This is a genomic window from Pseudomonas sp. HLS-6 TE3448, assembly GCF_053629555.1.
Genome location: NZ_JBRJIO010000001.1, coordinates 1,790,319 through 1,812,195 on the forward strand (window position 1 = coordinate 1,790,319; position 21,877 = coordinate 1,812,195).

The window sequence follows — 21,877 nt, forward strand, 5'->3', positions numbered from 1 at the left end:
GAGAGCGGCACCGGCTTTGGCCCATCAGTAGCGATAGGCGTGTGGCTTGAACGGACCTTCGACGGACACGCCGATGTACTCGGCCTGCTGCTGGGTCAGTTGAGTGACCACACCGCCGAAGCCGCGGACCATTTCCAGGGCGACTTCTTCGTCGAGCTTCTTCGGCAGCACTTCAACGGTCAGGCGCTCGGCTTTCTCGGCTGGCGACAGGTTGGCGAACTGCTGTTGGAACAGGAAGATCTGCGCCAGGACCTGGTTGGCGAACGAACCGTCCATGATGCGGCTTGGGTGACCGGTGGCGTTGCCCAGGTTTACCAGGCGGCCTTCGGCCAGCAGGATCAGGTAGTCGTCGTTCTGTGGGTCGAAGTCGCCGTGGCCGGTGCGGTGTACCTTGTGCACCTGCGGCTTGACCTCTTCCCATGCCCAGTTCTTGCGCATGAACGCGGTATCGATTTCGTTATCGAAGTGGCCGATGTTGCACACCACGGCGCGCTTCTTCAGGGCCTTGAGCATGTTGGCGTCGCAGACGTTGACGTTACCGGTGGTGGTAACGATCAGGTCGATCTTGCCCAGCAGGTCGCTGTCGATGCAGGCTTCGGTACCGGTGTTGATGCCGCCCTTGAATGGCGAAACCAGTTCGAAACCGTCCATGCAGGCTTGCATGGCGCAGATCGGGTCGACTTCGGTGACCTTGACGATCATGCCTTCCTGACGCAGGGACTGGGCCGAACCCTTGCCCACGTCACCGTAGCCGATGACCAGGGCTTGCTTGCCCGACAGCAGGTGGTCGGTGCCGCGCTTGATCGCATCGTTCAGGCTGTGACGGCAGCCATACTTGTTGTCGTTCTTGCTCTTGGTGACCGAGTCGTTGACGTTGATGGCCGGGACTTTCAGTTCGCCCTTGGCCAGCATGTCGAGCAGGCGGTGTACGCCGGTGGTGGTTTCTTCGGTCACACCGTGGATTTTTTCCAGCATGGCCGGGTATTTCTTGTGCAGGATTTCGGTCAGGTCACCACCGTCGTCCAGCACCATGTTGGCGTCCCATGGCTGACCGTCCTTGAGGATGGTCTGCTCGATGCACCACTCGTACTCTTCTTCAGTCTCGCCTTTCCAGGCGAATACAGGGATGCCGGCAGCAGCGATGGCAGCGGCAGCCTGGTCCTGAGTGGAGAAAATGTTGCAGGACGACCAGCGTACCTCGGCACCCAGGGCAACCAGGGTTTCGATCAGCACGGCAGTCTGAATGGTCATGTGGATGCAGCCGAGAATCTTGGCACCTTTGAGCGGTTGCTCTTCCAGGTACTTGCGGCGCAGGCCCATCAGTGCAGGCATTTCCGATTCGGCGATGATTACCTCGCGGCGGCCCCAGGCGGCCAGGGAGATGTCAGCAACTTTAAAATCGGTAAAACCTGCAGGCGTGTTTACAGCGCTCATTGAGAGCCTCCATTCGTAAGGTGCGAATGGGCGCCGTTGTGCGTTTTAGTGTCTGCAGGCAAGCCTTGCAGGACAACGCCCCATCCGAGCCTGACAGGATGAACCTGCTGCAGCGCCCCTCGGATGGGTGGCGGGAACGGTATCAAGTGCAGATGACCGTTATGAAACGATGGCGATTATAGCCATGCTGAGGCTCCTACCCAAGGCTTTCTGTCGATTAATCGAGACCATAGTCGAGGTTAAATGGAGCCGTTGCGCTGGCTCTGCCATGATTAGCGGCATCGATTGGTAAGCAAGGTCAGGAGTACAGATGAATTTCCACACTCGCAAATGGGTAAAGCCTGAAGATCTCAACCCTAACGGCACCCTGTTCGGCGGCAGCCTGCTGCGCTGGATCGACGAGGAAGCGGCGATCTACGCTATCGTCCAGTTGGGCAACCAGCGTGTGGTGACCAAGTACATGTCGGAGATCAACTTCGTCAGTGCTTCGCGCCAGGGCGACATCATCGAGCTGGGTATCACCGCGACCGAGTTTGGCCGCACCTCCATTACCCTCAAGTGTGAAGTGCGCAACAAGATTACCCGCAAGAGCATCCTCACCGTCGACAAAATGGTCTTCGTCAACCTTGGTGAGGACGGCTTGCCGGCACCGCACGGGCGCACCGAAATCAAGTACATGAAGGATCAGTTCGACACCGAGGTCAAATAAGCACTCATGCTGGCGGCCCGACCGTAAAGGCTTCAGGACGGCTGCGTGTAGCGGCTTTCCAGGCTGTCGAGCAGCGAATCGATGATGCCTTTGGCCATTTCCACTGAATGCAGGGTCGATTGGGCAAAACCACGGCCAGGCTCCTGGCAGTACTCAACCATGAGCGGGCCGGTCTGGCTGGCGCACTTCAGGTACAGCGAAGCATGCACCAGTGCGTCTTCGACACTGATGCCCGAGCGCACCGCAAAGAGCTGAGGGTGCCCGGCATCGCACAGGCCGAATGGTTTCTCGGTGGTTGTGAGTTCGTGGAATTCGGGTGGATCGGGAACGATTTTTTTCATTACGTAGCTCCGTGATGAATGAAGCCGCCACGTAATGGTCGCCAAACGCATAGGGTGGCAGCTGTACGCAGGTTGGCGAACCGGAACACGGAGCAACCCGGCAGGGCCTGAGCCCTCCCGCGCACAGCTGCCATAAAGATGAGGCAGAGTTGCTCCACGATGCCGGGTCGCCAAACCCGATCGCTGATGTGTCAGCGACCTACCGAGCCTAGTGGCGAGTTTCCCGGGGAGCAATCATCCCTGAAACGACAGAATTCGTAGGATATGTCCTAGGACCCCTCGGCAGCCAGAGTGCCCTGTCATGGTGGCGCATTTTCGGTGCTTTCCTACAACAAAATGAACTGCAATCCTGTAGGAGCTGGCTTGCCTGCGATGCAAACACCGCGAACTTGCTGGCACCGCGCCGACGTCATCGCGGGCAAGCCCGGCTCCTACAAAATGAGCTACAGCCCTGTTGGAGCTGGCTTGCCTGCGATAGAAACACCGCGAACTTGCTGGCACCGCGCCGACGTCATCGCGGGCAAGCCCGGCTCCTACACGATGAGCGGCAGCCCTGTTGGCGCTGGCTTGCCTGCAATACAAACACCGCGAACTTGCTGGTACCGCACCGACGCCATCGCGGGTAAGCCCGGCTCCTACACGATGAGCGGCAGCCCTGTTGGAGCTGGCTTGCCTGCGATGCAAGCACCGCGAAATTGCTGGTACCGCACCGACGCCATCGCGGGCAAGCCCGGCTCCTACACGATGAGCGGCAGCCCTGTTGGAGCTGGCTTGCCTGCGATACAAACACCGCGGACTCACTGGCACCACACCGACGTCATCGCGGGCAAGCCCGGCTCCCACAAGATGAGCGGCGGCCCTGTTGGAGCTGGCTTGCCTGCGATAGAAACACCGCGAACTTGCTGGTACCGCGCCGACGTCATCGCGGGCAAGCCCGGCTCCTACAAGATGAGCGGCAGCCCTGTTGGAGCTGGCTTGCCTGCGATACAAACACCGCGAACTTGCTGGTACCGCACCGACGTCATCGCGGGCAAGCCCACTCCTACAAGATGAACTGCAGGCATGCGATACAAACACCGCAAACTCACTGACACCGCGCCGACGTCATCGCGGGCAAGCCCGGCTCCTACACGATGAGCTACAGCCCTGTTGGAGCTGGCTTGCCTGCGATACAAACACCGCGAAGTTGCTGGCACCACGCCGACGCCATCGCGGGCAAGCCCGGCTCCCACAAGATGAGCGGCGGCCCTGTTGGAGCAGGCTTGCCTGCGATACAAACACCGCGAAGTTGCTGGCACCACGCTGATGCCATCGCGGGCAAGCCCGGCTCCCACACGATGAGCGGCAGCCCTGTTGGAGCTGGCTTGCCTGCGATAGAAACACCGCGAAGTTGCTGGCACCACGCCGATGCCATCGCGGGCAAGCCCGGCTCCTACACGCTGAGCGGCAGCCCTGTTGGCGCTGGCTTGCCTGCGAAGTTATTGGAACGTGTCGTGGCTTGCACATCAGTGCCTCACCAAGAAGCGGTTAGTATGGTGGGGCAATTGGCCAGTGATGGCTTTTCCAAGACCTGCCAAGGAACTGATACGTGCTGGCAACGACTTTGGTACTGCTTGCGGCGGTGCTCCATGCAACCTGGAATACCCTGATCAAGTTCAGTGGCGAGCGCCTGTTGGTGATCGCCAGTATGGATGCGGTGGCATTGCTGTTTGCGCTGGTCATGGTGGCCTTCGTGCAGGTGCCGCCGGTTGAGGTCTGGCCCTGGATGTTGGCCTCGGCACTGTTCGAGTTGCTTTACCGTTTTCTGTTGATTCAAGCCTACCGGGTGGGCGACCTCGGGCTGGTCTATCCGCTGATGCGTGGTTTGTCACCCTTGGTGGTGCTGGCGCTCACCCTGACCTTTGCTGGCGAGTCGCTGAGCACTCAGCAGATCATTGGTATTCTGCTGATCCCGTGCGGCATGGCCTGCCTGCTCTGGCAGGGTGGCGGCGGTGACCGTCTGCCGTGGTCGATGCTGCCGGTGGTTGCCTTGATCGGCCTGTGCATCGGTTGCTACACCTGGCTGGACGGTACGGCGATCAAGTTGTGGTCGCAGCCGCTGGACTATCTGGTCTGGCTGACCCTGATCAGTGCCTGGCCTTTCCCGGTGTTGGCCGCCGTGGCCCGTCGTGCACCCTACGTCTTGTTCTGGCGAGAGCAATGGCGGCTCGGCCTGGCCGTTGGGTTCTGTGTGTTGTTCAGCTATGCCCTGGTGCTTTGGGCCATGCAATTGGGTTCGGTGGCAGAGGCGGCGGCTTTGCGAGAGGTCAGTGTGATTCTGGTGGTGCTGTTTGGCATGCGCTACCTGAAAGAACCTTTTGGCGGGCCTAGGCTCTTAGCTTGTGCGCTGGTGTTGATCGGCATGCTGATCATGAAACTCTGACCCGAGAAACCAAAAAGGACCCTGCCATGACCGTAGCTTTCTGGTGTGTACTGATCGCGCTGTTCCTGCCTTATCTGTGTACCGGTGTGGCGAAGTTCGGCGGTGGTCGTTTCGGCTTGCGCGAGAATCACGACCCGCGCGCGTTTCTCGATACGCTCGAAGGGTTCGCCCGGCGCGCCCATGCCGCGCAGTTGAACAGCTTTGAGGTGACACCGGCGTTCGCCGCGGCAGTGATCATTGCCGATGTCGTCGGTAACGCAGAGCAGGTGACGCAGGACGTGCTGGCGGTGATGTTCATCACCAGCCGTCTGCTCTACATCATCTGCTACCTGGCGGACTGGGCCTTGTTGCGCTCGCTGGTCTGGGCGCTAGGCATGGGTGTGATTGCCGCGTTTTTCGTCGTATCGGCCTGATCGACCCTCAGGCCTGAGGCACGTCTGGCAATGCCGCACCCTTTGGCCAGAGCAACCAGATCTGGCCTTGTTGCTTCATGTCACCGGCCAGTTTGCCGGCTTCGCTGCCGGTACCCCAGAACAGGTCTGCACGGACCTCACCGGTGATCGCGCCGCCGGTATCCTGCGCCGCGACCGGGCGCACTACCGGCGCGCCGTCCGGGCGCGTGGTCGACAGCCACAACAGGCTGCCCAGCGGGATTACCTTGCGGTCGATGGCCACGCTATAGCCGGCAGTCAGGGGTACGTTGAGTGAGCCGCGCGGGCCTTCGTTGCTGTCCGGGCGGGCGCTGAAGAACACATAGCTTGGGTTGCTTGCGAGCAGTTCCGGTACCCGCGTCGGGTTAGCCTCGGCCCAGCTATGAATAGTGCCCATGGTCACCTCTTCTTTTTTCAACTGGCCCTGTTCGACCAGCCAGCGACCCACAGGGCGATAGGGGTGGCCGTTCTGGTCGGCGTAGCCGATGCGCAACTGGCGACCATCGTCCAGCTGAATACGGCCTGAACCCTGAATTTGCAGGAATTGCAGATCCATCGGATCGGTCAGCCATGCCAACACGGGGGCGTTCACGCCTTGGCGACGGATGGTGTCGGCGGTGTCGTAGGGTTTCAGGGTGCGACCTTCCAGGCGCCCGCGCAGGCGTTTGCCCTTGAGTTCCGGGTAGACGCTGTCGAGCGCGACGACCACCAGGTCATCGGGTACGCCGTAGACCGGGACGCCGGCGTGGTCGGTGCGTGTCAGGCTGCCGGGGTAGACCGGCTCGTAATAGCCGGTGATCAGGCCGTTGGCGCTGTTTTCGGCCGAGCGCAGGCTGAACACGTCCAGACGGGTCTGGAGAAAGGTACGAACCGCACCGGGTTCTGCCGCGATGTTTGCGGCAGCGTTGCAGGTGCCAGCCCAGGTGGCATCGCTCTTGAGCCGTTCGCAGGCGCTGCGCCAGGCGTTGAAGCCCGCCAGCAGGTCGCTGTCGCTTACCTGGGGCAGGTCTTTCCAGGTGGCACTGGTGTAGGTGGCTATTGCGTGCGTTTTGGGTTTTTCCGGGTTGCCGCCATTGCAACCGGCCAGCAGGGCCAGTACGGGTAGCAGCCAGTTCAGGCGGCTGAAAGTCATCTTCATGGGTGTCGATTTCCTGAGGTTGCCGCGTGCTGGGCAGCACGTGCAGCCCCTAGTGTTGATAAGGGTATTGGTCTTTGGGGGCCGTGCGAGGATACTGGCAGCCTTTTTTGTGAGCCGAAGCGATCATGATGTTCAAACGACTCTGTGTAGTACTGCTGGCCTGCATGACCCTGACCGCCTGTGGCGGTGTCGATCCGAATTCGCCGCTGGGCCAGCGCAAGGCGATCTTCAAGCAGATGCTCAAGACCAGCGAAGACCTGGGCGGCATGTTGCGTGGGCGGCTGGCGTTCGACAGCCAGAAATTTGCCGACGGCGCGCTGAAGCTTGATGGCCTGACGCACGAACCGTGGAAGCATTTTCCACAGGTGCGCGAGGAAAAGGACTCCAGTGCACGTGAAGACGTCTGGCAGAAGCAGGCGCGCTTCCAGGAACTTGCCCGGCAGATGGAGGCCGCTACCGGTGAACTGGTCGCGGTTACCCGTCATCAGCCGCTGACGCCTGCAGAGCTGGCGGCGCCCATGCAAAAGGTTGAGCAGGCCTGCAAGGCATGCCATACCGAGTTTCGCAATCACTGATCAGTTGAGCGCAAGCACTGCATCGCTGACCGGTCGGCGATGCAGGTGACGCCGGCATGCACCGCAGTCACTTTTCCAGTTCATCCAGCGCGTGCTGCAACTCCTTGCGCGACTCTGCCAGTTTGTCCTTGCGCTTGTTGATGCGCTCCGCGTCGCCTTTTTTCATGGCTTTTTCAAGGTCATTCTGGCGCTGGGCGACCTCGTGTCGAGCCTCCAGGACCTTTTTCTCCCGTTCCTTGCGCAGGCTGGTATCGGTGCAGTTGGCTGTCACTTCGCTCAGGGCCTTTTCCAGACCGGCCTGTTGTTCGCTGTTGCCGTGGGCGCGAGCCTGCTCGATCTGTTCGCTGATCGCCTGGCGTTTGGCTGCGCAGCCTGTAAGGCCGGGTTGCTCTTCAGCGGCCAGCAGCGGTGCAGCCATGAGGCTACAGGCCGCGAACAGGGCAAGAGGTGAAAGCAGTTTCATAGGGGCTCCATAGGGGGCGGGACAGCAGAAGCGTTGATGCTGCCCTGAACCGAGAAATTTAGAAACCCTCGATTGCATGCTGGCGCAGTTGTTCGGCCAGCATTTGCAGTTCAGGTGCCTGGAAGAATGCGCTCAGTTGGGCTGCTCGTCTCGGGCCGATACCCGCTTCCTGTTGCCAGCGCGCAGTGTCGCGTTGTGCCAGCTCCAGCCAGTTGTCACCCAGGTCGAGGTGGCTGGGTGCGGGTATGCCCAGAGCGCGGATCCAGCGGGAAAACGGCTGCTGGCGAGCCTGTGCGAAGTTTTGTTGCAAGTGTTTGCTGCTGCGTTCGCCCAGCCCCGGTATGTGTTGCAGTTGGCTGTCGGGCAGGGCCAGCCAATCAACCAGGTGGGTGACATGGCCGCTGTCGGTCAGCCGCTCCCAGGTGCCTTGGCCAACGCCGGTCAGGTTCAGCCCTTGCTTGCCGCTTAGCCAGTTCAGTCGGGACAGGAACTGCGCCCGGCAGCCCGGTGTCGGTTGCCAGCAACTGAGCGGATGGTAGGCCGCAGGGTCGGGTACTTGAAGTGGCTGGCGTTGTGGGTTGCGGTGAACCACCGCATCAAGCCTCGGTATGGTCAGGCCGGCCAGGCTGATGGCAACCTGGTCACCGGGCCGGATGTCCAGTTGCTGCCAGCGCTGCAGGGAGCCAACGCTCACCTGACGTATCGTTCGGTCGTCCAGTTGCACCGGAGCGACCTGAATGATCGGGTTGATGCGTCCGGTACGACCGATGCCGAACTGCACGTCGCGCACCTCCGCCAGCGCCTGTGCAAGCGGGTACTTCCATGCGGCTGTCCAGTGCGGAGGGTGGGCTTGCCAGCGTTCGGGCGACGGGTGGCTGCCCTGGCGTAGCACCACACCATCGCTGGCGAAGGGCAGCGGGGTGCGATACCAGTGCTCGCGCCAGTGCGCGGCTTGGCTGGCGCTGCTGATTGGCTGGCTGTACTCGCCGATAAGGGGGAAGCCCAGTTCGGTCAGGCGCGCCAGGCGTTTGGCTGGATCCTGTGGGCCTGCTGGCCAGCCCCAGGCGAACAGACCGATGCGCGCACCGTCCGCGTCACTGAGTTGCTTACGGGCCAGGCGCCCGGCGACATCGGCTCGGGCATTCAGGCTGCCGCTATGGGCTTGCACATGGTTGTCCAGCTGCCAGTAAAGCTCACCCTGGAGCACCAGGTCGACGGGCTCCGACAGTGTTTGGTTCACAGCGCTGAGTGCTGGAATGTGCCGGCTCCAGTCGTGCCCGTGGGTGCCGTCGCCGCGACTGATGAGATGTGCCAGTCGGCCTTGGCGGTAGATAAGTGTGGCCGCGACGCCATCGACTTTGGGCTGAACCCATACATCGTCTTTTGCCATAAGCCAGGTACGCACGGCGGATTCATCAGGCAACTTGTGCAGGCCTGTGTGTGGGACCGGATGCGCGATGGGGCCGCTTGCGCTGCTCAGCGGGTTGGCGGCCGGTGTGTCGAGGGCAAAGCAGCGCTGCCACTGCTGCAGTCGTGCACGGCTCTGGTCATACAGTTCGTCATCGACCTCTGACCGGCCTTGGCCATGGTACTGCTCGTCCCAGGTGGTGAGGCGGCGTTGCAGGTGTTCTATGGCTTGGCGAGCATCGGGTTGCGACCACTCGGGGCAGGTGCTGGCCTCAAGGGTGCCGCTACTGAGCACCAGCAGCAGAAAGGAAAACAGTAGTGCAGGCATGGCGAGCATCCTTGCTCGGCGGGAGGAACACAAAGCCTAGGAAAGTTGCAGCGGCCAATGCGTTTGAAGTTGTCAGTACATGTGTATCTGTGGCGCACAAAAAAGCCCCTGCCGGTTACCCGGCAGGGGCTTTGGGGTGACGCAGGGTACTTACAGACCGGCAGCTGCGCGCAGGGCGTCGGCGCGGTCAGTGCGCTCCCAGGTGAAGGTGGTGAAGGTGTCGTCACCGACTGTCTTCAGCTGCGGAGTACGGCCGAAGTGACCGTAGGCTGCAGTTTCCTGGTACATCGGGTGCAGCAGGTCGAGCATGGTGGTGATTGCGTAAGGACGCAGGTCGAAATGCTCGCGAACCAGTTGGATGATCTTGTCATCGCTGATTTTGCCGGTGCCGAAGGTGTTCAGCGAGATCGACGTCGGCTGAGCGACGCCAATCGCGTAGGAAACCTGAATCTCGCAGCGATCGGCCAGGCCTGCGGCGACGATGTTCTTGGCCACGTAGCGGCCGGCGTAGGCGGCGGAACGGTCAACCTTGGATGGGTCTTTACCGGAGAATGCGCCACCACCGTGACGGGCCATGCCGCCGTAGGTGTCGACGATGATCTTGCGACCGGTCAGGCCGCAGTCGCCTACCGGGCCGCCGATGATGAAGCTACCGGTCGGGTTGATGTGGTACTGGGTGCCTTTGTGCAGCAGTTCGGCAGGCAGGGAGTGCTTGACGATCAGCTCCATCACAGCTTCCTGCAGGTCCTTGTGGGAGACTTCAGGGTTGTGCTGGGTGGACAGGACGACGGCGTCGATACCGACGACCTTGCCGTCTTCGTAACGGCAGGTGACCTGCGACTTGGCATCCGGACGCAGCCATGGCAGCAGGCCGGATTTGCGGGCTTCGGCCTGGCGCTGGACCAGACGGTGAGAGAAGCAGATCGGTGCTGGCATCAGCACGTCGGTTTCGTTGCTGGCGTAGCCGAACATCAGGCCCTGGTCGCCCGCGCCCTGGTCTTCCGGCTTGCTGCGGTCAACGCCCTGGGCGATGTCCACGGACTGTTTGCCGATGATGTTCATCACGGCGCAGGTGGCGCCGTCGAAGCCGACGTCGGAGCTGTTGTAGCCGATGTCGATGATGACTTTACGAACGATTTCTTCGAGGTCGACCCAGGCCGATGTGGTGACTTCGCCAGCAATGATCGCTACGCCGGTTTTCACCATGGTTTCGCAAGCGACACGGGCGTATTTGTCCTGGGCGATGATTGCGTCCAGTACGGCGTCCGAAATCTGGTCGGCGATTTTGTCCGGATGCCCTTCAGACACAGACTCGGACGTGAAAAGGGAGTATTCGCTCATCTCGACGGGTTCCTAAATATTTACCGATGGTGAGTGTCGCCAGTCGGTCGCTGAAAATGGCGGACCTGAATCTGGAAACCATTACGTAAGCCCACATAGAGGCTGTCCCCGGGAGCCAGTCCCGCAGCATTGGCCCAGCGGGCCAGGTCGTCCTGCTCAAAGCCCAGCCAGAGATCACCGCAGGCCTCTCTGGCCCAACTCTGGTCGTGGCTGCACAACTCTGTAACCAACAGGCTGCCGCCTGGTTTGACACGGGTGGCCAGTTGCCGCAGGGCATCGGCCGGAGCACTGAAGTGGTGCAAGACCATGTTCAGCACCACGCAGTCGGCGTCGACATCCGTTGCACTGAGTGCATCGGCCAACTGCAGGTTTACGTTAGCCAGACGCTCGCGCTTGCACACCTGACGCGCCAGTTCGAGCATGGTCGGGCTGTTGTCCAGGGCGGTTACCTGCTCGAAACGCTTGGCCAGTTCGGGTAGGAACTCGCCATCGCCCGGGCCGACTTCAAGCGCGCTGGCGCCGGGGGCGAAGCTTAGCTTGTCGAGCAGGCTCAGCAGGCTCTCGCGGTACTGTGCGAGGCCAGCGATCAGGTCCTGCTGGGCACGAAACTTTTCTTCTACACGCTGGAAAAAATCCTGGCTGGTGGCCGCGCGGCGTTGTTGCACGAGGGCCATCCGTGCCTGCACCTCGGCCGGCAACGACAGGCTGTCCACTTCTTCCAGCAGCGCTGCGTGCAGCTTGCCACCCAGGCGAAGGCTGTCGGGCAGGGCGCGGCGGTAGAAGATGGCATTGCCTTCACGGCGTGTGGCGACCAGTGTGGCTTGAGCCAGTACCTTCAAGTGGTGGCTCATGCCGGACTGGCCGATCGCGAAGATCTGCGCCAGTTCCAGTACGCCAAACGAATCGTTGGCCAGTGCACGCAACACATTCAGGCGCAGCGGATCGCCGCCGGCCTTGCACAGGGCCGCCAGCTCGTCGCTTTGCTCATGGCGGACTGACGGCACGCGTAGGTTCATGGGGCGGCAGTCTAGTCAGCGACCTCCGCTGTCGCAAGCGCAATATCAAAAAGTTTTGATATTGCGCGATGAGTGGGCTGTGCAAAGGCATGTCCGGCGACAAATTCGGCTGTTTGACCGGGCGATTCGCCAAAACCAACCTCAATCACAGGAAAATCACCCGACAGCGACCATCCGTCATTGCCCCCGAGCCTGTGACTGGGCGAAAATGGCCGCCTTTTTCTGTCCCGTTACTTATTCAAGCCCCAGGAGATAAGCGATGCCCAGCCGTCGTGAGCGTGCCAACGCCATTCGTGCCCTCAGCATGGATGCCGTGCAAAAGGCCAACAGCGGCCACCCAGGTGCCCCTATGGGCATGGCGGATATCGCCGAAGTTCTTTGGCGTGACTACCTGAAGCACAACCCGAGCAATCCGGCTTTTGCCGACCGCGACCGCTTCGTGCTGTCGAACGGCCATGGTTCGATGCTGATTTATTCGCTGCTGCACCTGACCGGCTACGACCTGTCGATCGACGACCTGAAGAACTTCCGTCAGTTGCACAGCCGTACCCCGGGCCACCCGGAGTATGGATACACCCCAGGTGTCGAGACCACCACCGGCCCGCTCGGTCAGGGCCTGGCCAACGCCGTGGGCTTCGCCATTGCCGAGAAGGTGCTGGGCGCCCAGTTCAACCGTGAAGGCCACAACGTCGTCGACCACCACACCTACGTTTTCCTGGGTGATGGCTGCATGATGGAAGGTATTTCCCATGAAGTCGCTTCCCTGGCCGGCACCCTGGGCCTGGGCAAGCTGATTGCCTTCTACGATGACAACGGCATCTCCATCGATGGTGAAGTCGAAGGCTGGTTCACGGATGACACGCCGAAGCGTTTCGAAGCCTACAACTGGCAGGTGATCCGCAACGTCAACGGTCACGATGCCGACGAGATCAAGACCGCCATCGAGACCGCTCGCAAGAGCGATAAGCCAACCCTGATCTGCTGCAAGACCATCATTGGTTTCGGTTCGCCGAACAAGCAGGGCAAGGAAGACTGCCACGGTGCTCCACTGGGTAACGACGAAATCGCCCTGGCGCGCAAAGAGCTGAACTGGAACCACGGTCCATTCGAAATCCCGGCCGACATCTACGCCGAATGGGACGCCAAGGAAGCCGGCAAGGCTGTTGAGGCCGAGTGGAATGCTCGTTTTGACGCCTATGCCGCAGCCTTCCCTGAACTGGCCAGCGAACTGAAACGTCGCCTGAGCGGTGAACTGCCGGCCGATTTCTCGGAAAAAGCCGCTGCCTACATCGCCGACGTTGCGGCCAAGGGCGAAACCATCGCCAGCCGCAAGGCCAGCCAGAACGCACTGAATGCCTTCGGCCCGCTGCTGCCTGAATTCCTTGGCGGTTCGGCTGACCTGGCCGGCTCCAACCTGACCCTGTGGAAAGGCTGCAAGGGTGTCAGCGCTGAAGACGCCAGCGGCAACTACATGTTCTACGGCGTACGTGAGTTCGGCATGAGCGCCATCATGAACGGCGTGGCCCTGCACGGTGGTTTCGTGCCGTACGGCGCGACCTTCCTGATCTTCATGGAATACGCCCGCAACGCTGTGCGCATGTCGGCGCTGATGAAGAAACGTGTGCTGTATGTGTTCACCCACGACTCCATCGGCCTGGGCGAAGACGGCCCGACCCACCAGCCAATCGAGCAACTGGCCAGCCTGCGCTGCACGCCGAACCTGGACACCTGGCGCCCGGCCGATGCGGTCGAGTCGGCGGTGGCCTGGAAGTTCGCCGTTGAGCGTAACGACGGCCCTTCGGCACTGATCTTCTCGCGTCAGAACCTGCCACACCAGCCACGCGATGCGGCTCAAGTGGCGGATATCGCGCGTGGCGGTTATGTGCTCAAGGACAGCGTTGGCGAGCCAGAGCTGATCCTGATCGCCACCGGTTCGGAAGTGGGCCTGGCCGTTCAGGCCTACGACAAACTGACCGAGCAGGGCCGCAAGGTCCGTGTGGTATCGATGCCTTGCACCACCGTGTTCGACGCCCAGGACGCTGGCTACAAGCAAGCCGTTCTGCCAGTCGAAGTTGGCGCACGTATCGCCATTGAAGCTGCTCACGCGGACTTCTGGTACAAGTACGTGGGCCTGGAAGGTCGCATCATCGGTATGACCACCTTCGGCGAGTCGGCCCCTGCGCCAGCCCTGTTCGAAGAATTCGGCTTCACCCTGGAGAACATCCTGGGCACCGCCGAAGAGCTGCTGGAAGACTGATCGCGTTGCCCTGTGGGGGCTGGTGTCGGCGTTTCGCCGGCAAACCAGCGCCCACAGGGGCATCGAGATTCCTGTGGGCGCTGGCGTGCCAGCGATTGAACGCACCGCGTTTTCCACAGGCTGCAGAATAACGCTTCTGTTCCGTGAGCATTCTATGTCCCAACCGCGCCCTTATAGAGTTGCACTCAACGGCTATGGCCGTATTGGTCGTTGTGTCTTGCGTGCTTTGTTCGAGCGCGGGTCGAAGGCCGGTTTCGAGATCGTCGCCTTGAACGATCTGGCTGATCAGGCCAGCCTCGAGTACCTAACGCGCTTCGACTCCACCCATGGACGTTTCCCCGGTGAGGTGAAGGTCGACGGCGATTGCCTGCACATCAACGGCGACTGCGTGAAAGTACTGCGCAGTGCAACCCCGGAAGGTATCGACTGGGCTGCACTGGATATCGATCTGGTGCTGGAGTGCTCCGGTGCCTATAACACCCGCGCCGATGGCCAACGGTTTCTGGATGCCGGTGCGCCACGTGTGCTGTTTTCCCAGCCGATGGCGAGCGAGGCAGATGTCGACGCCACCATCGTCTATGGCATCAACCAGGGCTGCCTGACCGGGCATGAGCGTCTGGTCTCGAACGCATCCTGTACCACCAACTGCGGTGTGCCGCTGTTACGGGTGCTGGATGACGCCTTTGGCCTTGAGTATGTGTCGATCACGACCATTCACTCGGCGATGAACGATCAGCCCGTCATTGATGCCTATCATCACGAAGACCTGCGCCGCACGCGTTCGGCCTTCCAGTCCGTGATTCCGGTTTCCACGGGCCTGGCGCGAGGTATCGAGCGCCTGTTGCCGGAACTTGCCGGTCGAATCCAGGCCAAAGCGGTACGGGTGCCGACGGTGAACGTTTCGTGCCTGGATATCACCCTGCAGACCTCGCGCGACACTGATGCCGCGCAGGTCAATCAGGTACTCCGTGAAGCAGCCTTGAGTGGCCCGCTGCACGGCCTGCTGGCCTACACTGAATTGCCGCATGCCAGCTGCGACTTTAACCATGACCCGCATTCGGCCATTGTCGATGCCAGCCAGACCCGTGTTTCCGGCCCCCGGCTGGTGAACCTGTTGGCCTGGTTCGACAACGAATGGGGTTTCGCCAACCGTATGCTCGACGTCGCCGGTCATTACCTGCGTGTCGCCGACCCCACTTGCACCACTCGCAAACAGCCCTGAAGGACTGCATTCATGACCGTTTTGAAGATGACCGACCTCGATCTGCACGGTAAGCGCGTACTGATCCGCGAAGACCTCAACGTTCCTGTCAAGGACGGTGTGGTTGCCAGCGATGCGCGTATCCTTGCTTCGCTGCCGACCATCAAGCTGGCCTTGGAAAAGGGTGCGGCCGTGATGGTTTGCTCTCACCTGGGGCGTCCGAGCGAAGGCGAATTTTCCGCCGAAAACAGCCTTAAGCCGGTTGCCGACTACCTCAGCAAGGCGCTGGGTCGCGATGTACCGCTGATCGCCGATTACCTCGATGGCGTTGAGGTCAAGGCCGGTGACGTTGTGCTGTTCGAGAACGTGCGCTTCAACAAAGGTGAGAAAAAGAACGCCGATGAACTGGCCCAGAAGTACGCCGCCCTGTGCGACGTCTTCGTCATGGATGCGTTCGGTACTGCTCACCGCGCCGAGGGTTCGACCCACGGCGTTGCCAAGTTCGCCAAGGTCGCGGCGGCGGGCCCTCTGCTGGCCGCTGAGCTGGACGCGCTGGGCAAGGCGCTGGGCGCCCCGGCCAAGCCAATGGCGGCCATCGTTGCCGGCTCCAAGGTTTCCACCAAGCTGGACGTACTGAACAGCCTGAGCCAGATCTGCGATCAACTGATCGTCGGTGGTGGCATCGCCAACACCTTCCTGGCGGCAGCGGGCTACAAGGTCGGCAAGTCGCTGTACGAACCTGATCTGGTTGAAACCGCCAAAGCCATTGCGGCCAAGGTCAGCGTGCCGCTGCCGGTGGATGTGGTGGTTGCCAAGGAATTTGCCGAAAGCGCTGCTGCCACCGTCAAGGCCGTTGCTGACGTTGCCGATGACGACATGATCCTCGATATCGGGCCGAAAACCGCCGAGCACTTTGCCGAGCTGCTGAAGTCCTCCAAGACCATTCTCTGGAACGGTCCGGTTGGCGTCTTCGAGTTCGACCAGTTCGGTAATGGCACCAAGGTACTGGCGCACGCCATCGCCCAGAGCGAAGCGTTCTCCATTGCCGGTGGTGGCGACACCCTGGCCGCTATCGACAAGTATGGTGTCGGTGCTGATATCTCCTACATTTCTACTGGCGGTGGTGCCTTCCTCGAATTCGTCGAGGGCAAGGTCTTGCCGGCGGTCGACATGCTGGAACAACGGGCCAAGGCCTGAACCGTTCAGTGCCTGGCAAAGGGAGCAGCCTGATGGTCAAACTATTGCCTGTGGTGATCCTGGCGGCAGTGCTGAGTGGCTGCTCCAGTACTGCCGCGCCTGAGGCGAACCAGGCGGGTGTGTCGAAGGGCGGCTGCTACCAGTCTGAATGGCAGGCCGAAACCGCGCCGGTCATCAGTAAAAGGCTTGGCCCGGATGGCCTGGAAAAGTATGACGACGAACATCAGCGTCAGGCGCATGGTTGCCCTTGAGTGTTTCAGTGATTCAATGCAACCCGCTGACCGTGTTGTGGTCTTAGAGGACATGTGATGAAACGCGTTCTGGCCCTGATGGGCTTGGCGACACTGGCAGGCTGCGTGAGCAATCCTCAGCCGGTTGCGGGTAACTGGACACGCTGGGTGTGCGACAGTCAGGCAGAAGTGTTCTGGCGCTTTGCCGATAGCCACCAGCAGTCCATGGATGTTCGACTGGGCGGCGGCGACCGGGTCTATCGGCTCAAGCCTGAGCCGGGGGCTTCCGGAGCGCTGTACAGCGATGGTGTATTGGCCTTCCACACCCAAGGTAACGAAGGCCTGGTGTACTGGGTAGCAACCAACGATTTGATAGGACGGGGCTGCAAGGCACCGTGACTGGCCGGGCCAGCGTGCGCTGGTCCACACTACTTGAATAGCAGCCGCCGCTACGGCAGGCTTGCACGATTAACGACCCTCGTCGGGAGAGACACACAACATGGCACTCATTAGCATGCGCCAGATGCTGGACCACGCCGCTGAATTTGGCTACGGCGTTCCAGCTTTCAACGTCAACAACCTTGAGCAAATGCGCGCCATCATGGAAGCGGCCGACAAGACCGACTCCCCGGTGATCGTCCAGGCCTCGGCCGGTGCCCGTAAATACGCTGGCGCCCCATTCCTGCGTCACCTGATCCTGGCCGCAATCGAAGAGTTCCCGCATATCCCGGTGTGCATGCACCAGGACCACGGCACCAGCCCGGATGTCTGCCAGCGTTCGATTCAGCTGGGTTTCAGCTCGGTCATGATGGACGGCTCGCTGGGTGAAGACGGCAAGACGCCAACCGACTACGAGTACAACGTTCGCGTTACTCAGCAGACCGTGGCCTTGGCTCACGCCTGTGGCGTTTCCGTAGAGGGTGAGCTGGGCTGCCTGGGCTCGCTGGAAACCGGTATGGCCGGCGAAGAAGACGGCATTGGTGCAGAAGGCGTGCTGGATCACAGCCAGATGCTGACCGACCCTGAAGAAGCGGCAGACTTCGTCAAGAAGACTCAGGTCGATGCCCTGGCCATTGCCATCGGCACCAGCCACGGCGCCTACAAGTTCACCAAGCCACCAACCGGTGACATCCTGGCAATCGAGCGTATCAAGGAAATCCACAAGCGCATTCCTAACACCCACCTGGTGATGCACGGTTCTTCTTCGGTTCCGCAAGAGTGGCTGGCGATCATCAACCAGTACGGTGGTGAGATCAAAGAGACCTACGGCGTGCCGGTTGAAGAAATCGTCGAAGGCATCAAGTACGGCGTGCGCAAGGTCAACATCGACACTGACTTGCGTCTGGCCTCTACCGGTGCAATGCGCCGTCACATGGCGATGAACCCAAGCGAGTTCGATCCACGCAAGTTCTTCGCCGAAACCGTCAAGGCCATGCGTGACGTCTGCATCGCCCGCTACGAAGCCTTCGGTACTGCCGGTAATGCCTCGAAGATCAAGCCGATCTCCCTGGAAGGCATGTTCCAGCGTTATGCCAAAGGTGAGCTGGCTGCCAAGGTCAACTAAACCTGGTAACCCGGAAAACCCGCAGCGATGCGGGTTTTTTGTTTTTGCGAGCCAAGCACAGGAGCGTGTTGGCTCGTTCGGACAGACCGTTAGTCGGTGAGTGTCCGTTTCATTACGTGATCACGGGATGCTGGCTTCAGATTTATGGCCGCCACGACTAGAGTTAGGTTTAGATTTCAGCCGAAGTAGAGATCGGTCTCATAAGAGAAGCAGCATGGATTGCGCGCATACTCAGCATCAAAACGGCAGCTCGGTGTTGCTGGTCGTTGATGATTACCCTGAAAACCTGATCAGCATGCGGGCGCTGTTGGCCCGGCGAGACTGGCAGGTACTGACGGCAAGCTCCGGGAGAGAAGCGCTGAGCGCGCTGCTCGAGCATGAAGTGGACCTCGTGCTGCTTGATGTGCAAATGCCGGAGATGGATGGATTCGAAGTGGCCCGCCTGATGCGTGGCAGCCAGCGTACACGCATGACCCCGATTATTTTCCTGACAGCCAATGAGCAGTCCCAGGCGGCTGTGCTCAAGGGCTATGCCAGCGGGGCTGTTGATTACCTGTTCAAGCCTTTTGACCCGCAAATACTCAAGCCCAAGGTGCAGGCACTGCTTGAACAGCAGCGCAATCGCCGTGAGCTGCAACGCCTGAGTCGCGATCTGGAGACGGCGCGCGCTTTCAATGCGTCGGTGCTTGAAAATGCCGCTGAAGGCATTCTGGTTGTGGCCGAGAATGGCCTCATCGAATTTGCGAATCCGGCGATTTCACGCTTGCTTGAAACGCCCGTCGAGCGTTTGCAAGGTGTGGGTCTGCTGACCTTCCTGCAGACGCCAGAGGCTACCCTGTGGCGCGATTCAGCGTTCTACCAGGCTTACCAGAGCCGTGAAATCTACCGCCTGCATGATGCTGTGCTGCGTACCGGAACCGGCCAGTTGCTGCCGGTGGCATTGTCCTGCGCGCCACTGCCTGGCGAGCAGCAGGCGATGGTTGTGACGGTGCTGGACATGTCAGTGGTGCGCAGCCTGCATCAGCAGCTTGAACATCAAGCGGTCACCGATCCGTTGACCGGCTTGCTCAATCGCCGGGGGTTCTGTCAGGCGGCAGAGAGCGTGTTGCTGCGCAGTGAGCATTCCCAAAAGGCGCAGGCCCTGATGTACCTGGACCTGGATGGCTTCAAGCGCGTCAACGATACGCTGGGTCATGAAGCCGGCGACCGGGTGTTGCATTGGGTGGCCGAGCAATTGAAGGATTGCCTGGGGGCGCATGCGATCCTCGGGCGCATGGGCGGTGATGAGTTTACCGCCCTGCTTGATGCGCTGGACTACCCGGAGCAGGCCGCTCGTTTCGCGGAAAGGCTGATCGAACGGATGTCGATCTGCCAACTGATTGATGGCATGGAAGTCACCTTGGGCGTCAGCATTGGCATTGCCACGTGTCCTGATTGCGACACAGGCCTTGCCGGGTTGCTGCGTGCCGCCGATGCGGCCATGTACGCGGCGAAACAAGCAGGTCGTCAGCAGTACCGCTATTACGATCAGGAGCTCAATGGGCGTGCACGTTCGCGCTTGATGCTCGAAGACAGCGTGCGTGATGCTATCGAGAACCACGATTTCAACCTTGTCTATCAGCCGCAGGTTGCATTTGCCGATGGCCGCTTGCGAGGCTTCGAGGCGCTGTTGCGCTGGCAGCACCCAAGTGTTGGCGATGTGCCGCCAGGGTTGTTCATTCCGTTGCTGGAGGAGGCGCGGCTGATTACCCGGCTGGCCAGTTGGATCTATCAGCAGGGCGCCGCGCAGCGCAAGGCCTGGGGGAATGTGCTGGGGGCTGAGGTTGTGTTGAGTATCAGCCTGAGTCGGGCCCAGTTCTCGATGCCGAACCTGGCCGAAGAGCTCGGGCGGGTCATTCAGGGCCATGGCCTGATACCGGCGCAGTTGGAGGTCGAGGTTGCTGAAACCTCGTTGAATTTCAGTAACGATATCGCGCTCAAGCAATTGCAGCGCCTGCGGCAATTGGGGGTGCGGGTGGCGCTGGACGACTTTGGCGCTGGCGACTGTTCATTGCGCATGCTGCGCGATTTGCCGATAGACACCCTTAAACTCGACCGTCATCTGGTCGCCAGGTTGCCCGAGTCGACGATGGATGCAGTACTGGTTCGCGCCGTCATTGAGTTGTGCCGGCAGTACGGCATCAGCGTGATTGCCGAGGGGGTCGAGTCACGTGCTCAGGCCGACTGGCTTCAGGCCAATGGGTGTGAGTACGTCCAGGGCTTTTTGGTGGCGCACCCATTGACGACCGAGGATGCGGGGGCTTTTCCGGCGTTTTTTGACTGGCAGCACCGGTAGTTGGTTACACTGCGTCTTTATCTATTCAGCTGTAGCCATGACCGTCCTCAAGTACCTGCAAGCCTACCCCGCCAACCTGCAAGATCAGGTGCGGCAGATGATCGCCAGCAACCGCCTGGGTGATTATCTGGCGCAGCGCTATAGCGAGCGGCATCAGGTGCAGAGCGACAAGGCGTTGTACGCCTATGCCCAGGCCATCAGGCAGGAGTACCTGCGCAATGCGCCGAACCTGGACAAGGTCCTGTTCGACAACCGGCTCGACCTGACCCACCGGGCACTGGGTTTGCACACGGCGGTGTCGCGGGTGCAGGGTGGCAAACTCAAGGCGAAGAAAGAGATACGTATTGCCTCGTTGTTCAAGGAGGCGGCCCCGCAGTTTCTGCGCATGATCGTGGTGCATGAGCTGGCGCACTTCAAGGAGGCCGAGCACAACAAGGCCTTCTATCAGCTCTGTGAGTACATGCAGCCGGGCTACCATCAACTGGAGTTTGACCTGCGTGTTTACCTGACCTGGCGGGAGTTGCCTGCCCAGGCCTGACTGACAAGGATTTGCCGATGGATGTGAGCAAGACCAAGACCAGCTTCTACCGCCGCCTTTACGTTGCCTGGTTGATCGACAGCCAGACCGCCAGCAGCGTTCCCGCCCTGATGGAGGCCACTGGCATGCCACGGCGTACCGCTCAGGACACGATTGCTGCGTTGAGTGACCTGGACATCCTCTGCGAGTTCGAACAGCAGGCTGGGGCGCGCAATCATGCCGGGCATTACCGTATTCGTGACTGGGGAGCGATTGATCCTCAGTGGGTCCTCCAGCACCTGGGGCAGATCCGCGAGGTGCTGGGTTATCCCTGATACCGCTGCGCAGGCGACTGCGCCATGCGCCGTGGAGGTCAGTTGCTAGCGGCGCATGCCGACATGCGCAATACCGTCCTCCAGGTAGGCCTCACCTGCGACCTTGAAGCCATGACGGGCGTAGTAGTCCTGCAGATGTGCTTGTGCTGACAGGTACACCGGCACGTCGGGCCAGAGCTGCTCGGCATGCTTCAAACCTTGCTCCATCAGTTCATGCCCCAGGCCTTTTGCGCGTGCGTGCGGTGCGATCAGCACCCGACCGATCACCACGTCACCGCCCTGCGACGTGGGGTCGAGCAGGCGCAGATAAGCCACCAGCGTGTCGTCCTGCCATGCCATCAAGTGGCAGGTGTCACTGGCCAGGTCTTCCCCGTCGATGTCCAGATAGGGGCATTTCTGTTCAACGACGAATACTTCCGAGCGCAGTTTGAGGATGGCGTAGAGCTGTTCCTTGCCAAGGTCCGAGTGGTGTTTGCAGAGCCATTCGATGGGCATGATAGGCCTCGTCCTGATGTCAATGACTCATCATGGCAGAGCACTGTGCCCACGACGAGACTGAAGTTGCGGCGGATTGTGTCTGTTGTGCGCCCGATCAACGGTGCAGGCAAATAGCTATTATTTCCGCTGCCCGAGTCC

21 protein-coding genes and 1 riboswitch are annotated in these 21,877 nt (G+C 60.7%); of the genes, 13 read left to right on the plus strand and 8 right to left on the minus strand.

All coding sequences use genetic code 11. From position 1 onward, the window contains the following. Positions 1-24: 24 nt before the first annotated feature. Entirely contained in the window at positions 25-1,434 is a 1,410-nt protein-coding gene (gene ahcY, locus AB7M23_RS08325) for an adenosylhomocysteinase (protein ID WP_102052702.1), read from the minus strand. Positions 1,435-1,455: 21 nt separating this feature from the next. Continuing rightward, positions 1,456-1,561, minus strand: a riboswitch (S-adenosyl-L-homocysteine riboswitch). A gap of 183 nt (positions 1,562-1,744) precedes the next feature. Here ahcY and AB7M23_RS08330 point away from each other — a divergent pair. Continuing rightward, positions 1,745-2,143, plus strand: coding sequence for an acyl-CoA thioesterase (locus tag AB7M23_RS08330; protein WP_065761755.1), 399 nt, complete (start codon positions 1,745-1,747; stop codon positions 2,141-2,143). A gap of 32 nt (positions 2,144-2,175) precedes the next feature. Here the strand turns inward: AB7M23_RS08330 and AB7M23_RS08335 are convergent, their stop codons facing one another. After that, the gene (locus AB7M23_RS08335) at positions 2,176-2,484 is read right to left on the minus strand and encodes a DUF3077 domain-containing protein (protein ID WP_454240587.1); all 309 of its coding nucleotides are present in this window, start codon (positions 2,482-2,484) and stop codon (positions 2,176-2,178) included. Between the two features lie 1,588 nt (positions 2,485-4,072). Between AB7M23_RS08335 and AB7M23_RS08340 the strand changes: the two genes are divergently transcribed. Continuing rightward, positions 4,073-4,906 (plus strand): EamA family transporter, encoded by an 834-nt coding sequence (locus AB7M23_RS08340; RefSeq protein ID WP_065760273.1) that lies wholly within the window; start codon positions 4,073-4,075, stop codon positions 4,904-4,906. A gap of 26 nt (positions 4,907-4,932) precedes the next feature. Further along, on the plus strand, positions 4,933-5,319 hold the full coding sequence (locus tag AB7M23_RS08345; RefSeq protein ID WP_065760274.1) for an MAPEG family protein: 387 nt from the start codon (positions 4,933-4,935) through the stop codon (positions 5,317-5,319). 7 nt (positions 5,320-5,326) lie between these two features. Here the strand turns inward: AB7M23_RS08345 and mltA are convergent, their stop codons facing one another. Further along, entirely contained in the window at positions 5,327-6,475 is a 1,149-nt protein-coding gene (mltA, locus tag AB7M23_RS08350) for a murein transglycosylase A (protein ID WP_102052703.1), read from the minus strand. Between the two features lie 125 nt (positions 6,476-6,600). Here mltA and AB7M23_RS08355 point away from each other — a divergent pair, with 125 nt between their 5' ends. After that, complete coding sequence (locus tag AB7M23_RS08355; RefSeq protein WP_102052704.1) at positions 6,601-7,050, plus strand: c-type cytochrome; 450 nt, start codon at positions 6,601-6,603, stop codon at positions 7,048-7,050. A 67-nt stretch (positions 7,051-7,117) separates the two neighbouring features. Here the strand turns inward: AB7M23_RS08355 and AB7M23_RS08360 are convergent, their stop codons facing one another. The 4 genes from AB7M23_RS08360 to AB7M23_RS08375 form a co-directional block, all read right to left on the minus strand. After that, positions 7,118-7,513 carry a DUF1090 domain-containing protein gene (locus tag AB7M23_RS08360; protein ID WP_099773382.1) on the minus strand — a complete coding sequence of 132 codons (396 nt, stop codon included), beginning with the start codon at positions 7,511-7,513 and terminating at the stop codon, positions 7,118-7,120. Positions 7,514-7,571: 58 nt separating this feature from the next. Next, positions 7,572-9,257, minus strand: coding sequence for an NAD-dependent DNA ligase LigB (gene ligB, locus AB7M23_RS08365; RefSeq protein WP_454240588.1), 1,686 nt, complete (start codon positions 9,255-9,257; stop codon positions 7,572-7,574). A 141-nt stretch (positions 9,258-9,398) separates the two neighbouring features. Beyond that, a complete protein-coding gene (metK, locus tag AB7M23_RS08370; protein WP_065760279.1) occupies positions 9,399-10,589 on the minus strand; it encodes a methionine adenosyltransferase in 1,191 nt (396 codons plus the stop codon). 20 nt (positions 10,590-10,609) lie between these two features. After that, positions 10,610-11,605: an ArsR/SmtB family transcription factor gene (locus AB7M23_RS08375; protein WP_454240589.1), complete on the minus strand. Its 996-nt coding sequence runs from the start codon at positions 11,603-11,605 to the stop codon at positions 10,610-10,612. A gap of 259 nt (positions 11,606-11,864) precedes the next feature. Between AB7M23_RS08375 and tkt the strand changes: the two genes are divergently transcribed. From tkt to AB7M23_RS08420, 9 genes are all read left to right on the plus strand, one after another. Beyond that, positions 11,865-13,862, plus strand: coding sequence for a transketolase (gene tkt / locus AB7M23_RS08380; protein ID WP_099773384.1), 1,998 nt, complete (start codon positions 11,865-11,867; stop codon positions 13,860-13,862). 154 nt (positions 13,863-14,016) lie between these two features. Next, on the plus strand, positions 14,017-15,084 hold the full coding sequence (gene epd, locus AB7M23_RS08385) for an erythrose-4-phosphate dehydrogenase (protein WP_454240590.1): 1,068 nt from the start codon (positions 14,017-14,019) through the stop codon (positions 15,082-15,084). Positions 15,085-15,096: 12 nt separating this feature from the next. Next, a complete protein-coding gene (locus AB7M23_RS08390; protein ID WP_065760283.1) occupies positions 15,097-16,260 on the plus strand; it encodes a phosphoglycerate kinase in 1,164 nt (387 codons plus the stop codon). Positions 16,261-16,292: 32 nt separating this feature from the next. After that, a complete protein-coding gene (locus AB7M23_RS08395; protein WP_065760284.1) occupies positions 16,293-16,511 on the plus strand; it encodes a hypothetical protein in 219 nt (72 codons plus the stop codon). Between the two features lie 57 nt (positions 16,512-16,568). Further along, a complete protein-coding gene (locus tag AB7M23_RS08400; RefSeq protein WP_065760285.1) occupies positions 16,569-16,889 on the plus strand; it encodes an MliC family protein in 321 nt (106 codons plus the stop codon). Positions 16,890-16,989: 100 nt separating this feature from the next. Next, the gene (gene fba, locus AB7M23_RS08405) at positions 16,990-18,054 is read left to right on the plus strand and encodes a class II fructose-bisphosphate aldolase (RefSeq protein ID WP_065760286.1); all 1,065 of its coding nucleotides are present in this window, start codon (positions 16,990-16,992) and stop codon (positions 18,052-18,054) included. Positions 18,055-18,268: 214 nt separating this feature from the next. After that, entirely contained in the window at positions 18,269-20,389 is a 2,121-nt protein-coding gene (locus AB7M23_RS08410; RefSeq protein ID WP_454240591.1) for a putative bifunctional diguanylate cyclase/phosphodiesterase, read from the plus strand. Positions 20,390-20,426: 37 nt separating this feature from the next. After that, positions 20,427-20,927 (plus strand): YgjP-like metallopeptidase domain-containing protein, encoded by a 501-nt coding sequence (locus AB7M23_RS08415; RefSeq protein ID WP_330522274.1) that lies wholly within the window; start codon positions 20,427-20,429, stop codon positions 20,925-20,927. 17 nt (positions 20,928-20,944) lie between these two features. After that, complete coding sequence (locus AB7M23_RS08420) at positions 20,945-21,241, plus strand: winged helix-turn-helix domain-containing protein (RefSeq protein WP_065760289.1); 297 nt, start codon at positions 20,945-20,947, stop codon at positions 21,239-21,241. Between the two features lie 45 nt (positions 21,242-21,286). Here AB7M23_RS08420 and AB7M23_RS08425 read toward each other — a convergent pair whose 3' ends face one another. Further along, positions 21,287-21,736, minus strand: coding sequence for a GNAT family N-acetyltransferase (locus AB7M23_RS08425; RefSeq protein ID WP_330522276.1), 450 nt, complete (start codon positions 21,734-21,736; stop codon positions 21,287-21,289). Positions 21,737-21,877 lie beyond the last annotated feature (141 nt).